The following is a 17,651-nucleotide window of genomic DNA, read 5'->3' as shown; positions in this document are numbered from 1 at the left end:
GGTCTTCCATGCGCTCTATATCACCCGCTGACAGACCAGAGGGAAGCGCCATGTCGATCATCATCAGCAGCACCGGCCACACGACAGCCAGCACCACCAATACCCTGACTCAACGCCTGACCGCCGCCGTGTGTGCGTCGATCCTTGGCGCGTGCCTTGTGTATTTCGCCGGTTTCTCGCACATCGAAGCGGTGCACAACGCCGCGCACGATACCCGCCACAGCTCTGCATTCCCGTGCCATTGAGACCTGCCGACATGATCAAGCGTATTGCGCAAACCGCAGGGTTCACCGGGCTGCTGGCCGCCCTGCTGCTGACCCTGCTGCAAAGCTTCTGGGTGGCTCCGCTGATTTTGCAGGCCGAGACCTACGAAAAATCCGAGCCGGCGGCTGTTGAGGTTCACGAACACGCTGCGGGTGCTGTCGCCGCTCACACCCACGATGCCGAAGCCTGGGAACCGGAAGACGGCTGGCAGCGCGTACTGTCCACCACGGGCGGCAACCTGGTGGTAGCGGTCGGTTTCGCCTTGATGCTCGCTGGCCTCTATACCTTGCGCGCTCCGACCAAAACCTCCCAAGGCCTGCTTTGGGGCCTGGCCGGTTACGCCACGTTCGTGCTGGCACCGACCCTCGGTCTGCCGCCTGAGCTGCCGGGCACTGCCGCAGCTGATTTGGCGCAACGGCAGATCTGGTGGATCGGCACGGCGGCCTCCACCGCGGTCGGCATCGCATTGATCGTGTTCAGCCGTCACTGGCTGATGAAAGTGCTCGGCGTGGCCATTCTGGCCGTGCCTCACGTAATCGGCGCGCCGCAACCGGAGGTGCATTCGATGCTCGCTCCAGAAGCTCTGGAAGCCCAGTTCAAAATCGCTTCGCAGCTGACCAACATGGGATTCTGGCTGGCCCTGGGCCTGATCAGTGCCTGGTTGTTCCGCCGCAAAAGCGATGGTCAATACCACGCATGACTGAGATCAGCACAGCGCCGACTTTAGTGGTCGGCCTGGGCTGCCAGCGCGGCTGCCCTGCCAGCACACTGCGGGCGCTGCTCGATCAGGCGTTACAGGCTCATAAAATCGCACTTCACCAGATCAAGGCCCTGGCCAGCATCGACCTGAAGCGCGAAGAACCTGGCCTGATCGAATTGGCCGAACAGCTTGCGTTACCATTGCAGTACTTCAGCTGCGAACAATTGGCCGTCTATCAAACGCAACTTAGCCATCGTTCAGACATCGCGTTCGAACGCACTGGCTGCTACGGCGTCGCGGAAAGTGCCGCCCTGGCCATGGCCGAACAGTTGGCCCAGGCACCGGCAAAATTGCTGATTTCTCGACAAAAATACGCCCAGGCCACCTTGGCATTGGCCGGCGCCGCCTAAAATCCCCGATAATCCCCGTCTTTGATCATGAGCAATCTTCATCTGAAGCCTTGCCCAGCCCCTTTTTCTCACAGGAACCGACGATGACCGTCTACTTCATTGGCGCAGGTCCCGGCGACCCGGAACTGATCACAGTCAAAGGCCAACGGCTGATTCGCAGCTGCCCGGTGATCATCTATGCCGGCTCCCTGGTGCCCGCCGCCGTGCTGGAAGGCCATCGCGCCGAACAGGTGGTCAACAGCGCCGAACTGCACCTGGAACAGATCATCGAGCTGATCAAATCCGCCCATGCCAAGGGCCAGGACGTGGCCCGGGTGCACTCCGGCGACCCGAGTCTTTACGGTGCTATTGGCGAGCAGATCCGCTACCTGCGCGAACTCGACATCCCGTTTGAAATCATTCCCGGCGTCACGGCCACGGCGGCCTGCGCGGCACTGTTGGGCGCGGAACTGACGTTACCGGACGTGTCGCAAAGCGTGATCCTGACCCGCTACGCAGACAAGACCGCGATGCCCGCCGGCGAAGGGCTCGGCAGCCTGGCGCAGCACGGGGCGACTATGGCGATTCATCTGGGGGTCAATCATCTGGAGAAAATCCTGGCCGAATTGCTGCCGCATTACGGCGCGGATTGCCCGATCGCGGTAATTCACCGGGCGACCTGGCCGGATCAGGACTGGGTGGTGGGGACGTTGGCGGATATCGCCGAGAAGGTTGAAGCCAAGGGGTTTCGGCGCACGGCGTTGATTTTGGTGGGCCGGGTTTTGGGCAGTGATCACTTCAGTGAGTCGTCGCTGTATCGTGCCGGACATGCGCATCTGTATCGCCCATAAGATCAAAAGATCGCAGCCTTCGGCAGCTCCTACATGGGATGCGTACACCTGTAGGAGCTGCCGAAGGCTGCGATCTTTAAAGACTTCACCCATAAAAAAACGGCACTCACGGGTGCCGTTTTTTTATGTATGCAGCGAACACCTTACTTAGTAGTAGGCGTTTTCTTTCTGCGTGTGGTCGGTGACGTCACGAACACCCTTGAGCTCGGGAATGCGCTCGAGCAAGGTGCGCTCGATGCCTTCGCGCAAGGTGACGTCTGCCTGGCCGCAGCCCTGGCAACCGCCGCCGAACTTCAGTACGGCGATGCCGTCTTCGACCACATCGATCAGGCTGACCTGACCGCCGTGGCTGGCCAGCCCCGGGTTGATCTCGGTTTGCAGGTAATAGTTGATACGCTCATTGACCGGACTGTCGGCGCTGACCATCGGTACTTTGGCGTTTGGCGCCTTGATGGTGAGCTGGCCGCCCATACGGTCGGTGGCGTAGTCGACTACCGCATCGTCCAGGAAAGCTTCGCTGAACGAGTCGATGTAAGCGGTGAAGCTTTTGAGCCCCAGCGCCGTGTCTTCAGGTTTTTCTTCGCCCGGCTTGCAGTAGGCAATGCAGGTTTCGGCGTACTGGGTGCCAGGCTGGGTGATAAAGACGCGGATGCCGATGCCTGGGGTGTTCTGCTTGGAGAGCAGATCAGCCAGATAATCGTGGGCGGCGTCGGTAATGGTAATAGCGGTCATGGAAACTCCTCGCAGGCTTGGGCGCAGTTTACGCCAATCATCGCGCCGTACAAAGTCCTAGTATTTTTGTCGGGAAAGAGCTGGGACTGCCTCGATAGCCAATTCGCCGTCAATTCGGCCTTTAAGCCACCGATAGCTGCATTTTTCCACCCATTCGTAACTTGCCCACGAGCCCAGACCGATTGTCGCGGCGCAAACGGCGAACATCACGTAGGGATTGATGCCATAAAGCTGTGCGACAAAACCACCCGCAGACAGCACCAACACGTGCATCAGGTACACCGAGTAGGAGCAATCGCCCAGCAGTTTGAGCACCCGACTGTGCTCGACATAGCGCTCCAGCGCCATGCACGCCATCACCAGCACCGCGCTCGGCAGCCCCCAGGCCAGCAACCGTGGCTGCGGCGCCAGGTGATAAATCGCCAGCAACGCGCCGCCAATGCCCAGCAGCGGTAGCCAGAATCCGGGCCTGATCCAGCCGCGACGGTAAATCATGCCGATGGCGATCCCCAGCAAGAATTCATAAACAATGTCCGAGCGGTAGAACTCGCTAATCCAGCCGTAGCCGGTCCAGGCCTGACACACCGCAAACAGCAGCGCCGCGACGATCAGCAGTCGAAACTGCAAGCGGAACAGCAGCGCCCAGGCAAACAGCACGTAGAAGAGCATTTCGTAGTTGAGGGTCCAGCCGACGTTGAGCGTCGGATAAATCCCGTAGCCGCCGGGGTTTTCAGTAGGAATGAACAACAGCGACAACAGGAAATGCGACCAGTCGACTGTCTGATCCGGCAGAACCGGCTGAGCGAACACCACCAGCAGCGCCATCAGCACCGTATACAGCCAGTACGCCGGAACGATGCGGAACAGCCGATACAGCAGAAAGCGCCCCGGCGGCAGTGATTTGCCCTCGGTGGACAGGAAAATCACCAGCCCACTGATGACGAAGAAGATGTCGACACCCACCGCGCCCTTGTCGATGAACATCTGCCCCACCGGCCCACGGGCCTGGAAGTCGAAGAATATCTGCATGAAATGGTGGCAGACCACCGTCCAGGCCGCGAGCGCGCGCAGTGCCTGTATTGAAATCAACATCGACGGCCCTCCCGATCGCATTCCCCCAAATCACCACAGATCCCCTGTGGGTGCGGGCTTGCTCGCGAAGGCGGTGTGTCAGTCGACATCAATATTGACTGATACACCGCCTTCGCGAGCAAGCCCGCACACATTGGATTGGCGGTGCCCTAAAGATCCGACACCGGCCAACAGTCAAAGGTCGATCAAAGATTCTCGTACCGGTTCATGTCCAGCACGCCCTCTTCCACCGGTTCGGTCTCATGGACGTACCGACTCAGGTCATGGAAGTAGAACCAGAACTGCGGATGGCTGCGACGAATCCCCCAGCGCTCGACGATTTTTTCGAAGCGATTGGCGTCCTTGGCGTATTCCATCTCGTTCACGAACTCAGGCACTTGCTCGGCCGGAATGTTGAACATGAAATTCGGATAGCTGCTGAGGACGCCCGGATAAATAGTCAATGTGTCGAGCCCAGGCTGATACCGCAGCGATTCACCGAGCAGGAACGCCACGTTACTGTGCGCCCGGTTACGCAGCAGGCTGTAAACCTCACGCTTGCCGCTCGCGGTTTCGATGCGCAGCAGTGTCGCTTCCGGCAATTGATCGATAACCTTCAGCCCGGCCGCCGGCCGCGAAGTCAGGCGACTCAAGGCCTGCTCGGCGCTCAGCAAGGCCGGATCGATATTCGGCCGCGAGCAATAAGCGCCGTCACAACGATTGATCGGATCCGGCTTGGCGTTGAGGTCACCGTAACGGGTCAGCAACTGCATGGCGAAATCGCGTTTCGGGTCCTTTTCGTCCAGTACCAGCGCCGTCTCTTTGTCGTTGTCGATGGCCTCGTAGTCCAGCCACATCTTGAATTTTCCGCCGCTCTGGTACCAGTCGTCGAGGTAATCGTCGCGCGAATCGGCCGGCATCAGGCGCAGGAAATTCTGCTCCGCACCGTTGCGGATCAGGTCGAAGTACAGGCGCGTTTGCGCCTGATGGGAGACATTGCCGAACACGTCGAAGTTGACTGCCAACTGGTAGTACGTGCGCTCCAGCAGCGGGAAGTCGAACAGCCACATCGTTTGCGGCACGTCACCGATCAGGCCTTTGTTCACCGAGGCACTGTCGAAGTGCCGGAATATCGTCAGCAAGGCGTTATCGTTACCGGCCCATAAGGTGGACCAGCTCGGCGCGGGCGCATCGGCGTAACTGTCACGGCGCAGCGCTTCGTACTGGTTACGCTTGTTGCGGTAGTCATGCCACAGGCTCAGGACACTGCCGACATCGTCGTTCTGCCCCGGCATCGCCAGCAATGGCGTGGCCTGGCCGCGATACTTCGGATCGATGATGTAGAGGTCGTGCTCAGGCGCCTGGAACATTGCCCAGAAGTTATCGCGGATCACGTCGGTGGCGATCTGGCCGCGGCACACCGGGCCGCGAATAAACGTACGGACGAAGTATTCGGCGTTATCGAGCATGAATTGATAACGCGCCTGGGCCGGGATCGCCTCAAACGTAGTGAACGGATTGGCCCGACGCTCCGGCCCGTAGCCCGGCAAGGCGTCGACCTGCCAGTTGCCGTTATAGAAGAGGCTTTTGATCCGAGCCATCTTCGCCGCGCTCAACGGGTAGGTGATGTGGGTCTTCTGCACAATCACGCCTTGCACCGGCCACAAGCGGTAATACACCTGAGTGCCCGGATCGTCATTCGGTCGACGTGTGTTGATCAGATCAATCGGCTGGCCGGTCGGCGTGCGCGAACGCACCCACTGAAAGAAATGCCCCGGCTCGCCGTCCTTGAAATAGAGATGAGCGAGAAACCAATGCTCGAACAACCAGCGCCCCACCAGACTTTGCCGTGCGCCCGGTGCGTTGAGCAGGTTTTCCCACTGCACCACCTGCAACGCTTCTTTGGCGCTCGGCACAAGACCTTGCTCGTCAATCGGCGCGCCGGACGCCAGCCAGCGTTGCAGCGTCTGGTATTGCTGGTCGGTCAGGCCGGTGACCGCCAGCGGCATGCCTTCTTTGGGATGTGAACGGGCGTAGCCGTCGAACTCGGCCGGCAGGGCGCACATATTTTCCCGGTTCAGTCCAAGGACGATGTCCTCCGGCAGCTTGGCGTTGGGTTGCAAGGGGGTTTTGTGGCCCAACTCAAGCATCCGCGCCATCAACGCGGCCTGACTGCCCTGTGCGTCGAGTACCGAATAGAAGTCCTTTTGCTGCCAGGCGCGTTTGCCGAAGGCGTCATAAAACAGCCGGGTCGGCGCGGCAGCCTGGCGGCGTTCGCCGTCGTAGACCGGGATCTTGGTTGCGCCACGGGCAGCCCCTTCGCCACTGCCCAGGTTGAGCTGACAGGCGGCGTCGTAGCAGGCATGGCAGGCCACACACTTTTCGGTGAAGATCGGTTGTATGTCGCGGCTGTAGGAAATGGCAGAGGAAATGGCCGGATCCTGCGCGGCGGCGCCCCAGCTTAAAAACAGCAAAACCATGCTGATGACGCGATAAGACATATCCCTGGTCCCGATCTTGAAAAAACGCCGCGATTCTACCGGTCTGCACCCCACTCCAACATGAGCGATATTCATGCAAAACCGGGACATGCTCTAAAACCGCACAGGTTTGCTATTATCCCGCCCCTTCGTCATGGTCTTTCCGAGTAGTCCAAATGTCCGATCGCAGTGTTCGCCTTCAAGCTCTCAAGCACGCCCTCAAAGAGCGCATCCTGATTCTCGATGGCGGCATGGGCACGATGATCCAGAGCTACAAGCTCGAAGAGCAGGATTACCGCGGCAAACGCTTCGCCGACTGGCCAAGTGACGTCAAGGGCAACAACGACCTGTTGATCCTGACGCGCCCGGACGTGATTGGCGCCATCGAGAAAGCCTACCTGGATGCCGGCGCCGACATTCTGGAAACCAACACCTTCAACGCCACCCAGGTGTCCCAGGCCGATTACGGCATGCAAGGCCTGGCGTACGAGCTAAACGTAGAAGGCGCACGTCTGGCGCGCAAGGTTGCAGACGCCAAGACCCTGGAAACCCCGGACAAGCCGCGCTTCGTCGCCGGCGTCCTCGGTCCTACAAGTCGCACCTGCTCGCTGTCGCCTGACGTGAACAACCCCGGCTACCGCAACGTGACCTTCGATGAACTGGTGGAAAACTACACCGAGGCCACCAAAGGCCTGATCGAAGGCGGCGCCGACCTGATCCTGATCGAAACCATTTTCGACACCCTGAACGCCAAAGCGGCGATCTTCGCGGTGCAAGGTGTGTACGAAGAACTCGGCGTCGAGTTGCCGATCATGATCTCCGGCACCATCACCGATGCCTCCGGCCGTACCCTCTCCGGCCAGACCACCGAAGCCTTCTGGAACTCCGTGGCCCACGCCAAGCCGATTTCGGTCGGTCTGAACTGCGCCCTTGGCGCCAGCGAATTGCGCCCGTATCTGGAAGAGTTGTCGAACAAGGCCAGCACCCACGTTTCCGCGCACCCGAACGCCGGCCTGCCGAACGAATTCGGCGAGTACGACGAACTGCCGTCGGAAACCGCAAAAGTCATCGAAGAATTCGCCCAAAGCGGCTTCCTGAACATCGTCGGCGGCTGCTGCGGCACCACGCCGGGCCATATCGAAGCCATCGCCAAAGCGGTGGCCGGTTATGCGCCGCGTGAAATCCCGGACATTCCAAAGGCCTGCCGCCTGTCGGGCCTGGAACCGTTCACCATCGATCGCAACTCGTTGTTCATCAACGTCGGCGAGCGGACCAACATCACCGGTTCAGCCAAGTTCGCCCGCCTGATCCGTGAAGACAACTACACCGAAGCCCTGGAAGTCGCCCTGCAACAGGTCGAAGCCGGCGCCCAGGTGATCGACATCAACATGGACGAAGGGATGCTCGATTCGAAGAAGGCCATGGTGACCTTCCTCAACCTGATTGCCGGTGAGCCGGACATCTCCCGCGTACCGATCATGATCGACTCTTCAAAATGGGAAGTGATCGAAGCCGGCCTCAAGTGCATCCAGGGCAAGGGCATCGTCAACTCCATCAGCATGAAGGAAGGCGTCGAGCAGTTCATTCATCACGCCAAACTGTGCAAACGCTACGGCGCCGCAGTCGTCGTGATGGCCTTCGACGAAGCCGGCCAGGCCGACACCGAAGCGCGCAAGAAAGAAATCTGCAAACGCTCCTACGACATTCTGGTCAACGAAGTCGGCTTCCCGCCGGAAGACATCATCTTCGACCCGAACATCTTCGCCATCGCCACCGGCATCGAAGAACACAACAACTACGCTGTGGACTTCATCAACGCCTGTGCCTACATCCGTGACGAACTGCCGTATGCGCTGACCTCCGGTGGTGTGTCCAACGTGTCGTTCTCGTTCCGCGGCAACAACCCGGTGCGCGAGGCGATCCACTCGGTGTTCCTGCTATATGCGATCCGCAACGGCCTGACCATGGGTATCGTCAACGCCGGCCAGCTGGAGATCTACGACCAGATCCCGGCCGAACTGCGTGACGCCGTTGAAGACGTAGTGCTCAACCGCACCCCGGAAGGCACTGACGCCCTCCTCGCCATTGCCGACAAGTACAAGGGTGACGGCAGCGTCAAGGAAGCCGAGACCGAAGAATGGCGCGGCTGGGACGTCAACAAGCGTCTGGAGCATGCGCTGGTCAAAGGCATCACCACGCACATTGTTGAAGACACTGAAGAATCCCGTCAGTCGTTCGCCCGCCCGATTGAAGTGATCGAAGGCCCGCTGATGTCCGGCATGAACATCGTTGGCGACCTGTTCGGCGCCGGCAAAATGTTCCTGCCGCAGGTGGTGAAATCCGCCCGCGTGATGAAGCAGGCCGTGGCCCACTTGATCCCGTTCATCGAACTGGAAAAAGGCGACAAGCCGGAAGCCAAGGGCAAGATCCTCATGGCCACGGTAAAAGGCGACGTGCACGACATCGGCAAGAACATCGTTGGCGTGGTGCTGGGCTGTAACGGCTATGACATCGTCGACCTCGGCGTGATGGTGCCGGCGGAGAAAATCCTGCAGGTGGCCAAGGAGCAGAAGTGCGACATCATCGGCTTGTCCGGCCTGATCACACCTTCGCTGGATGAAATGGTCCACGTCGCACGTGAGATGCAGCGTCAGGACTTCCATCTGCCGCTGATGATCGGTGGCGCGACCACCTCGAAAGCGCACACGGCGGTGAAGATCGAGCCGAAATACAGCAACGACGCAGTGATCTACGTCACCGACGCTTCCCGCGCCGTGGGCGTGGCGACGCAGTTGCTGTCCAAGGAATTGAAGCCGGCGTTCATCGAGAAGACTCGCCTGGAATACATCGAAGTCCGCGAGCGCACCGCCAACCGCAGCGCCCGTACCGAACGCCTGAGCTATCCGGCGGCCATCGCCAAGAAGCCGCAGTTCGACTGGACCACTTACGAGCCGATCAAACCGACGTTTACCGGTGCCAAGGTGCTGGACAACATCGACCTGAAAGTCCTGGCCGAATACATCGACTGGACGCCGTTCTTCATCTCCTGGGACCTGGCCGGCAAATTCCCGCGCATCCTCACGGATGAAGTGGTCGGTGAAGCCGCCACCTCGCTGTACGCCGATGCCCAGGAAATGCTCGCCAAGCTGATCGACGAGAAACTCATCAGCGCCCGTGCGGTGTTCGGCTTCTGGCCGGCCAACCAGGTGCGTGAGGATGACATTGAAGTCTACGGCGATGACGGCAAGCCGATTGCCAAGCTGCATCACCTGCGTCAGCAGATCATCAAGACCGACGGCAAACCGAACTTCTCCCTGGCTGACTTCGTTGCACCGAAGGACAGCGAAGTGACCGACTACGTGGGTGGTTTCATCACCACCGCCGGGATCGGTGCCGAAGAAGTGGCCAAGGCCTATCAGGATGCCGGCGACGACTACAACTCGATCATGGTCAAGGCACTGGCCGACCGTTTGGCCGAGGCGTGCGCCGAGTGGCTGCACCAGCAGGTCCGTAAAGACTACTGGGGTTATGCCAAGGACGAGACGCTCGACAACGAGGCGCTGATCAAAGAGCTATACACCGGTATCCGCCCTGCCCCGGGCTACCCGGCCTGCCCGGATCACACCGAGAAATCCACGCTGTTCAAGTTGCTGGACCCTGAGGCCTCGGAAATGAAAGCCGGCCGCAGCGGCGTGTTCCTCACCGAGCACTACGCCATGTTCCCGGCAGCAGCGGTCAGCGGTTGGTACTTTGCTCACCCGCAGGCGCAGTATTTTGCCGTGGGCAAGATCGACAAGGATCAGGTGCAGAGCTACACGTCGCGCAAGGGTCAGGAGTTGAGTGTGACCGAGCGGTGGTTGGCGCCGAACCTGGGTTACGACAACTGATGGTGGTCCCGGGAGTCGACTGGTGCGACTCCCGGGGTTCTTATGAAAGCTGCAGGTAAACGCTACAACCCCACCAGCGTCCGTTCTTTTTCAGACAATTCGCGCACCAACTTCCCTTGCTCGAAGAGAAGGTCTGCCTCTATCGCCTGCATGGCGGTTTTGTACTGCTCCTGCGCGCCTTCGCCGTAATTTGGATACGCCTCGTCTACATCATGCTCTCTGGCTGCGAAACCCTCTCGCACCTGGGCGAACCGTTCAGGGTATTTGTCCTTCAAATAGTCGCTCCAGTACTTGCGGCCGACCAAATCATCAAGAAATGCCGATGATTGTTCTGCCGCGATCACTTCAGCATGGGCCGCATCCAGCATGGCAGACGAAACGTTGCCGCTGTAGCGCATACCTCTTGGTTGCCCCGGCAACTCAAGTCGCTCGGCAAGGCCGATGCGATAGGCTAACCGCACTTCCGCCGGATCAGTTGAACGGCGCTGTGCCTGTCGCTGGACAATGTCACGGTTAGCGATTTCCTCGACTTTCCCCAGGCGAAACAGGCTCCTGCCAAGTCTGAACAAGACGTTGCCTTGTTGGCCCGGGGAAATTGACTTCGCGGTCTCAAATTCGAAAGCCTTCACTTCTATATCGCTGAACAACAGGATTTGACCATCAACGCAGGTTGCGCCAGACCTCGCCATTTCGAATATCGTATCCCTCAGACCTGCGTCGCTATCGGCCACCCTCAGTACGGTATGGACCCGCCGCACAAGATCAGCACGTCCCGTCAGGAAGTCTGTCGTACCTTCCATTTTGCTCAGCAGATTGAAGAAGAACCGATTGTTTTGCGCTTGCTCGAAGTCATTCCATATCCGTATCAATTCCTCTGAGTCGGCTGCTGATAGAGCGATCCATCGCTCACGGGCGCCGGTACCTGTCACCTCATCCATATCCACCTCTACGTCACTTGCGATCGAGTCATCACTATCGCTGTCGGTAAAGCCGCCGCTGTCGCTACTGCGGTTAAACGGCTCCAACGCCTCGTCAATCTCTTCAGGCGTCCATCCCACTATCTGCTCGCCCGCCTGCACCTGATTACGCAGCATTAGCAGGCTCGCGGCATCCAGAGTTTCGTTGCTCGCCAGATTCGTGCCCGCACGCAATACCCTGCGCTCGTCGGCCATCAGGAGCGGCGGAATGGACTCGATCATGTTGTCGCGCAAATCCAGTGCGCTGAGCGAGGGGAGCTGAAGCGCTCCCTGCGGCCACATGACCAGGCGATTGCCACTCAGATCGAGGGCCTGCAAACGGGTAAGAGGGCTGACATCCAGCGACTCAAGCCAGTTTTCCGCCAGGTTCAATGACTCCAGGTTGCTCAATCCTGCAAGCTGACGCTGGAGCTGAGGCGCATTGGACAAACGGTTATTGACCGCAGAAAGTCGCTTGAGGCTGTTCAATGAGGTCACGGACTCTGGCAAGGCACTCAATGCGTTGGCATTCAGCGCCAAGGTATGAACATGAGTAAACGCGCCGAGGAAATCGCTTAGCCCCTCTTCTCTCAGATACACGTTGTTCAGGTTCAACGCACCGACATGAGCGAAGTCGGCGGGTAGAGCCGGGAGATTGCCCAAGGGGTTATCGGACAGATCAAGGATATAACCTCCCGATGCGCTCTCCACGGCCTGCGCCCCGCGGAGGTTCTGCCTCCAGCACGCCATTATCCGGTCAGCCGCCTGACGACGCTCGGTGGCTGCAATCCACACAGAGGATTCACCCATCTGCTGTGGTGGGGTTTCGATCCATGTGTTCAGGGTCTTCGTCAATGCCTGATGTTGTCTGTCCCATTTGGCCAGTTGCTCATACAGGGGGCCAGCGCCGCCATGGCGTAACGTCAGTTCATCAATCATCTGTATCGCATCGGCGCCTGGCAGATCCGGGTCAAGCCTTTTCAAGCGGGCTTGCGGGGTCAAGCGTGTCAGGTCATTGCCAGGTACAACGGGCAGCGGCAGTAACAAGTCCGGATTTTGCGCGACCAGAACCGGAAAATACTCTGGTTCACCCATGGTAATGCCCGCCTGCAAGCTGGCTCTGGAGATACCCATGGGATTTTCGGAAGAAGTACTCGCCAGCAAATCGGTGCGGGCCTTGGCCGTCAACCGACAGCCAATCATATCGATCCTTAGAGCGTCATGGCCGGTCAGGGCAGCCTCAGGAATCGTCGTGATCTCGCTGTTGTTCAACTCGAGCCTGTCGAGGCCGGACAAGTCCAACGCACCTTTTGGCCAGTCTTTAATGGCGGTATGACCCACACGCAGGGTCTTCAAGCGGGTCATGGCGCTGACATCCAGCGAATCGAGCCGGTTATAGCGCAAGTCCAGGCTTTCAAGGGCAGACAACCGGTTCAAGCGTTGCTGCATACTCGGGGTAATTGTCAGGTGATTTCGGCTCAGCTGCAGATCACTGAGTTTTCCGAGGTTGCCCAATGCCGACGGAAGATCCTGCAGTTGATTGCCACTCAGATCCAACCCGCGAATGTCGGTGAAGCCGCTCAAAAAACGACTGAAATCCTCGGATGAGGCCACCACACCCGACATTTGCAGGGTTTGCACATGGGCAAAATTCGTTGCTGACAGCGCTGGCAGTTCAGGCAGATCGCCCAGCGCCCAGCCGGACAAATCAAGATTCGATGAAATGATTTGTCGCGGCATGACAGGCCATGGCCGCACCGTTGAAGGTCCGGCCTGAGGTTGCGAAGATTGTGCCTCCTCCGTACCGCCATAGCGTTTACGCAGACCATCACGCCAGCACTCACGGATTCGCCGGGCAACGGATTCTCGTTCCCGAATGTTGACTTGCCGGCCATTGGCTCTTGGTGTTCGCTGTTGCCACGCCTCCAGTTGCTGTCGCAATACCTGTCCATCCTGGCGCAGTGCATTGATCCGTGCCAGCAACGCCCGCCCTGCAAACCCCTCAGCCTTCATTCGCCCAAGGGCAATCTTCGAAAGCTCGTCGCTTGTCTCCAGGGCGCTGTGTAGCGTGCCTTGGCAATAACGATCCAGCATTTGCCCGGCATCCTGCAAATGCGCAGGATTGTCGTGCACATACTCGTATGCCTTCACGAAGTCCTCAGTGCTCAGCCTGGCCCAGTTGAGTTTCATGCCAGGCCACAGTGATTCATGACCGGATAGCCATTCAGGGGGAAGTGTCTTGACGTTTGAGTGGGTGAGATCCAGCGACCTGAGCTGCGGCAATTGCAGAGCGCCCGTCGGCCAGGCCTCTGTCGTTCCGTACACGCTCAACGAATGCAGTTGAGTCAGGCGACTGACATCCAGCTCGTCCGCCATGCCGATCACGTCCAATCGTTGCAGTTGTGGCATCGCGTCTATCACCGATTGGGCAGCTTCAGTGAATTGCGGACCCAGCGGCCCTGCCATCCGCAGTTCACGAATACTCGGCAGTGCCTTTAGCCTCTCGGCCAGTTGAACCCTATCGACGCCATCCTGGATCCCCAACCTTAGCGACCGGGCGTTGGGGAACTGGCGCACAAAGGCTTGCGGTGTCTGACTCAATACTCCACCAACGCTCATATTCAGACGACTTACGTTGGGAAAGTTGCCGGACAGTTCCGGCAAGCTGTCTACAGCGCCCACGTCCAGATAAACACTGGCATCGCCATCGTAAATACCCCTCTGCTGCCAGACGTCTTTAATGTTTTGTGCGACTTGATGGCGGACAGTATTCTGGCCGCCGCTGTGTACCCATTGTTCGAGCTGCGCCGTCAGCGCCTCGTATTCCCGGCCCCGCATGTTCAGAAAATTGGCGATCTGCGTTTCGGTCATGCCATCCAGCGCAAGCTGGATGACCATCGATTCCGCCATCTCATCGGAGAAGTTCGGATAGACATCCCGCAACCTGGAGACCAACGAGGAATTCACCGTTGCCCCGGCACCTCGCCCACTCAATGGGTAGCCGACCCTGCCGTCGGCCAGTCGCACCGGCGGACGGAATCGTGGCGTGGCGGCATTGGGCACGAGGGTTTCCATCATCTGGTCACGGTGGCCCATGGCATAGGTGGTCAATGTCTTTTGTAACTTGGCACCCTGCGCCACATTGGGCATGCCCAACTGAGTGCGGACGTCGCCCGGCAACGCATGCATGACCGAAGAGAAAAAGTTGTCGCCTTCTTTGGGCACGCTGTTCAACGAGTTTGTTTGCTGGTCGAAGGCCTGGAACTGGTTGGCTTGATGATGCTGATAGCCGTCCTTGACCAGGTATTTGACTTGCTCGGCCGTCTCGCTACCGATGCTGTCGAGCAGTTTTCCACCGCAATCGCCCTGACGAACTTCCAGGCGCAGGTTTTTCGGCCAGCCGGGGAGTTTTTCCAGGCTGTGCAGCGCCAGGCGCTGGCTGTCGGATGACGCCATGCTCTCCAGCTGCAATCCGGCCAGGGCCTTGTTCAGCCGAGTCACCCGGGCGCGCGCACGCCCCTTGAGCAACAGACTGCTCGGGAGTCGGCCGGTTTGTTTGATGTGCAGCCGCTCCTTGGCTGTGGCATTGGCCAGGACTTCTTGCGCCGCGTCCGTCGATAGACTGGGGAAAGTACGTTGCAGCGCCTGAATTTCACGCGATGTTGCCTTGGAGTCCTGGCTGAGTTTGTCGAACAATGAGGTTTTGTTGCCCGAAAGCTGGGCGCCAAGCTGTTGTCGAAAAACCGCTTCACGCTCTGCCTCGACCCGCGCACCTTCCCCCCCCAGCAAGCGAACAATTTCTTCCTCATCCAGTGCCGCAAGCACTCGTTCGGGCAATTTCCCGGCAGACACATCCTCACGGGAAATCCTGATGTTCGGCTTCACGGGTGTCGACGCCTCACCGTAGCGGGACGAAGCACCGCTCAGGCTTGCATTGTCGAACACGTCGATCACCCGCCCCTGCGGCCAGCGCGGCATATTGATCACTTGCGGCAAGACGTCGTTGTAGCGGCTGTCCGGCACCGACTGATCGAGACGAATCTGTTCAATCATGTCATTAAGCTGACGGTCGATTTGAAACTGCCGCAACGTGTCGGATAACGCTGATGGCAAGCGCAGGTTATCCGTATGGATCTTGCGCAGCACGCCGTCGTTAACGCCGCTGATATCGGCGATTTTCTCCAGCGTCGCCGCGTCAATACCGTCGGTGACCGGCCCAAGACGTCGTAACAAGGTGGCACGATCCCACTCCAGCGGGCGCTCGAAACGATGACGCCACGCGCCCTCACCATTGTGTTCAAGAACGGGGGAGTAAGCGTCCGGGGCCGTCGGGTGTTTGAGACGCCATTTGTTCAGCGTGGGGTCGAAGGTTTTTTCGTAGACATTACCTTCGAGCCTGATATAGGTCTTGCCGCCCACTTCATACTGCCCAAGCGTGTCGGGCTTGAGCCCCGCCGGCAAGACCCTGTCGCTCAGGTAAGGCGTCAAGCCAGGCCGCCACAACTGTTCGCTGCCAAACGGCAATTTGACCTTGACCAGGCCATCAACGATGGGTGTGGACAGCACTTTCGGCGCTTTACTGGCAACCGCGCCGACAGCCGCCATGAATGCGATGTTCACGGCCACTGACTTCAAATAGCTCCAGGCCTGATCCGTGTCCCCGATGCTCCAGGCTTCAACCCCGTGATAAATGTCTGTGGTCAGTTGCACAGCCATCACGGCCATCATTACCTCGCCCAGGCCGGGCACAAAAAATGCGGCCACGTTGAGTATGTTCAGTCCCCACTCGGCATAGCGGGCGAGTCGTTCATACCAGGCGTCATGATCGACCTTGGCCGTCGGCACCGCCAGTTGCTCGGCAGTCTCCTTGAGGCGCGTCTGGTGCCGCGTGTACAGCTCGCCGAACAGCTGCGTGTCAAAAAATTCTTCACTGATATCAAGAGCCGGCTCGTCCCGGTAAACATTTTCGTAGATTCCGTCCATGTGCCCCAAGAGGGTCTCTTTACGGTATGGGAAATCCGGGTTCCATTTGAGTGTTTGCAGAGCAGTCTTGATCTTGCCGAGGAACTTGCCCGCATCACCGTGGGGGATGAGCCTGAGGAAAGAGCGCTGGTAATTCACATCGCGCAGCCTGTAGCTCAGGTCATTTTCAAAGGCCTTGAGCGAGGCATATTCCATGACCGGCGCCACCGGATCACCCGGAATACAGACGATGATCCGCGAGTCCTGGTAACCCAGTACGTCAAACAGGTTTACACCGGGATTGGTCCAGCTGAAGTTGACCTTTTTACCTTTGCGCCGGCTTGCGCCAATGACAAACAGCTCACTGACAGGCGACCCCAGCACATGTAACTGACTGCAAGTGACGCGCTCACCGTCCAGTGCTGCCGATTGGTCGCCGTTGAGCACGGCCAGCAATGTGCTGTAGGCCGATGGCGTGATCAGCGATTTGAGGCGGGCGATATGGGCATGCACCCGCAGACTGTCCTTCCACGCGTCGACCGTTTGGGTACGCACGGTGGCCGCCCTGTCCGCGGCGTCAAACATCGCCGTCAGGTGTTCCTGATACTGCTTGCCGATATCCAGTTCACGGCATAGCGAGGCGAAATCGGCGGGTTTTATCGGTAGCTTCTTGATCCTGTAGCGCGTTGAAGGGCCCTTTTCCGGATAGTCCCAACCGTAAGGTCCTCCTTGAGTTTCCAGATAGGCAGCCCGTATACCTCGTTCAGCAATGACGTCACCTTCATCAAACGCCTGGTCTTCTTCAAAATTGCGCAGTGCCAATTGCAGCAGGGTCTGGCGAGTGGTCAGCGAGCCTGCAAAGGGCTCGTAGAGCCAGGTCTGCGCAACATCAACTTTCAACCCGAACTTTTTTTGCAACGCCGCTTCGAGCAACGGTTGCGCGAATTCGGTGACCCCTTTGAGCCCGGCGAGTGTTTTGGCCAGGGTTTCGTTGGAGGTTCGACTGCGCTTCTGGTCGTCCCGTACAGTTTGCCGTTGGTCGCTGGGGGCCTTCTGAAACCAGTCCGGCATGGCATTTTCGGCCAGGCCTCCTGGTGTTCTCGCCCGATCCAGGGCCCGGATGTTTGCCGGGGTCAGGTGGCGTATCCGATGGTGCAGCTTTTTTTTGATGAAATGGTTGTGAAGGCCCTTTTCCTGGGCCGATGGGATTCCACTCATGTGGCAATACCTGATGCTGTAAATGAAGCACCAGTCAATCAGCAGGTTTGCCGTACAGGGCGGTACATATTTATACCGGGTAGCGCCAGCGCCGATCTTCTTTCCGTGGGTTGTCTATGCTTGTCTTACTCAAACGGGAGA

At 58.8% G+C, this 17,651-nt stretch carries 9 protein-coding genes; 5 read left to right on the top strand and 4 right to left on the bottom strand.

From position 1 onward, the window contains the following. Positions 1 to 50: 50 nt before the first annotated feature. From CUN63_RS25895 to cobM, 4 genes are all read left to right on the top strand, one after another. A complete protein-coding gene (locus CUN63_RS25895; protein ID WP_129443648.1) occupies positions 51 to 245 on the top strand; it encodes a CbtB-domain containing protein in 195 nt (64 codons plus the stop codon). 11 nt (positions 246 to 256) lie between these two features. Further along, the gene (locus CUN63_RS25890) at positions 257 to 964 is read left to right on the top strand and encodes a CbtA family protein (protein WP_129443646.1); all 708 of its coding nucleotides are present in this window, start codon (positions 257 to 259) and stop codon (positions 962 to 964) included. Then, the gene (locus CUN63_RS25885) at positions 961 to 1,374 is read left to right on the top strand and encodes a cobalamin biosynthesis protein (protein WP_129443644.1); all 414 of its coding nucleotides are present in this window, start codon (positions 961 to 963) and stop codon (positions 1,372 to 1,374) included. The genes CUN63_RS25890 and CUN63_RS25885 overlap by 4 nt, the downstream gene beginning before the upstream one ends. Before the next feature lie 83 nt (positions 1,375 to 1,457). Beyond that, positions 1,458 to 2,204 carry a precorrin-4 C(11)-methyltransferase gene (gene cobM, locus CUN63_RS25880; protein ID WP_129443642.1) on the top strand — a complete coding sequence of 249 codons (747 nt, stop codon included), beginning with the start codon at positions 1,458 to 1,460 and terminating at the stop codon, positions 2,202 to 2,204. Between the two features lie 147 nt (positions 2,205 to 2,351). Here the strand turns inward: cobM and nfuA are convergent, their stop codons facing one another. The 3 genes from nfuA to CUN63_RS25865 form a co-directional block, all read right to left on the bottom strand. Continuing rightward, positions 2,352 to 2,936, bottom strand: a complete 585-nt coding sequence (nfuA, locus tag CUN63_RS25875; protein ID WP_008150988.1) for a Fe-S biogenesis protein NfuA — start codon at positions 2,934 to 2,936, stop codon at positions 2,352 to 2,354. Between the two features lie 57 nt (positions 2,937 to 2,993). Beyond that, the gene (locus CUN63_RS25870; RefSeq protein WP_129443640.1) at positions 2,994 to 4,028 is read right to left on the bottom strand and encodes an acyltransferase; all 1,035 of its coding nucleotides are present in this window, start codon (positions 4,026 to 4,028) and stop codon (positions 2,994 to 2,996) included. A 185-nt stretch (positions 4,029 to 4,213) separates the two neighbouring features. Then, positions 4,214 to 6,508, bottom strand: a complete 2,295-nt coding sequence (locus tag CUN63_RS25865; RefSeq protein WP_129443638.1) for a fatty acid cis/trans isomerase — start codon at positions 6,506 to 6,508, stop codon at positions 4,214 to 4,216. A 155-nt stretch (positions 6,509 to 6,663) separates the two neighbouring features. Between CUN63_RS25865 and metH the strand changes: the two genes are divergently transcribed. Next, positions 6,664 to 10,374 (top strand): methionine synthase, encoded by a 3,711-nt coding sequence (gene metH, locus CUN63_RS25860; RefSeq protein ID WP_129443636.1) that lies wholly within the window; start codon positions 6,664 to 6,666, stop codon positions 10,372 to 10,374. A 62-nt stretch (positions 10,375 to 10,436) separates the two neighbouring features. Here the strand turns inward: metH and CUN63_RS25855 are convergent, their stop codons facing one another. Further along, a complete protein-coding gene (locus CUN63_RS25855; protein ID WP_129443634.1) occupies positions 10,437 to 17,510 on the bottom strand; it encodes an NEL-type E3 ubiquitin ligase domain-containing protein in 7,074 nt (2,357 codons plus the stop codon). Between the last annotated feature and the right edge of the window lie 141 nt (positions 17,511 to 17,651).

It is taken from the genome of Pseudomonas sp. ACM7, from assembly GCF_004136015.1.
Lineage (GTDB): Bacteria > Pseudomonadota > Gammaproteobacteria > Pseudomonadales > Pseudomonadaceae > Aquipseudomonas > Aquipseudomonas frigoris.
The sequence above is the reverse complement of the archived record's forward strand: the minus strand, read 5'-3'. Positions and strand labels throughout refer to the sequence as shown.

Bases quoted from the DNA above. Each gene is read 5' to 3' on its own strand.
- CUN63_RS25895 (WP_129443648.1), top strand. From the start codon at position 51: ATGTCGATCATCATCAGCAGCACCGGCCACACGACAGCCAGCACCACC.
- CUN63_RS25890 (WP_129443646.1), top strand. From the start codon at position 257: ATGATCAAGCGTATTGCGCAAACCGCAGGGTTCACCGGGCTGCTGGCC.
- CUN63_RS25885 (WP_129443644.1), top strand. From the start codon at position 961: ATGACTGAGATCAGCACAGCGCCGACTTTAGTGGTCGGCCTGGGCTGC.
- cobM (WP_129443642.1), top strand. From the start codon at position 1,458: ATGACCGTCTACTTCATTGGCGCAGGTCCCGGCGACCCGGAACTGATC.
- nfuA (WP_008150988.1), bottom strand. From the start codon at position 2,936: ATGACCGCTATTACCATTACCGACGCCGCCCACGATTATCTGGCTGAT.
- CUN63_RS25870 (WP_129443640.1), bottom strand. From the start codon at position 4,028: ATGTTGATTTCAATACAGGCACTGCGCGCGCTCGCGGCCTGGACGGTG.
- CUN63_RS25865 (WP_129443638.1), bottom strand. From the start codon at position 6,508: ATGTCTTATCGCGTCATCAGCATGGTTTTGCTGTTTTTAAGCTGGGGC.
- metH (WP_129443636.1), top strand. From the start codon at position 6,664: ATGTCCGATCGCAGTGTTCGCCTTCAAGCTCTCAAGCACGCCCTCAAA.
- CUN63_RS25855 (WP_129443634.1), bottom strand. From the start codon at position 17,510: ATGAGTGGAATCCCATCGGCCCAGGAAAAGGGCCTTCACAACCATTTC.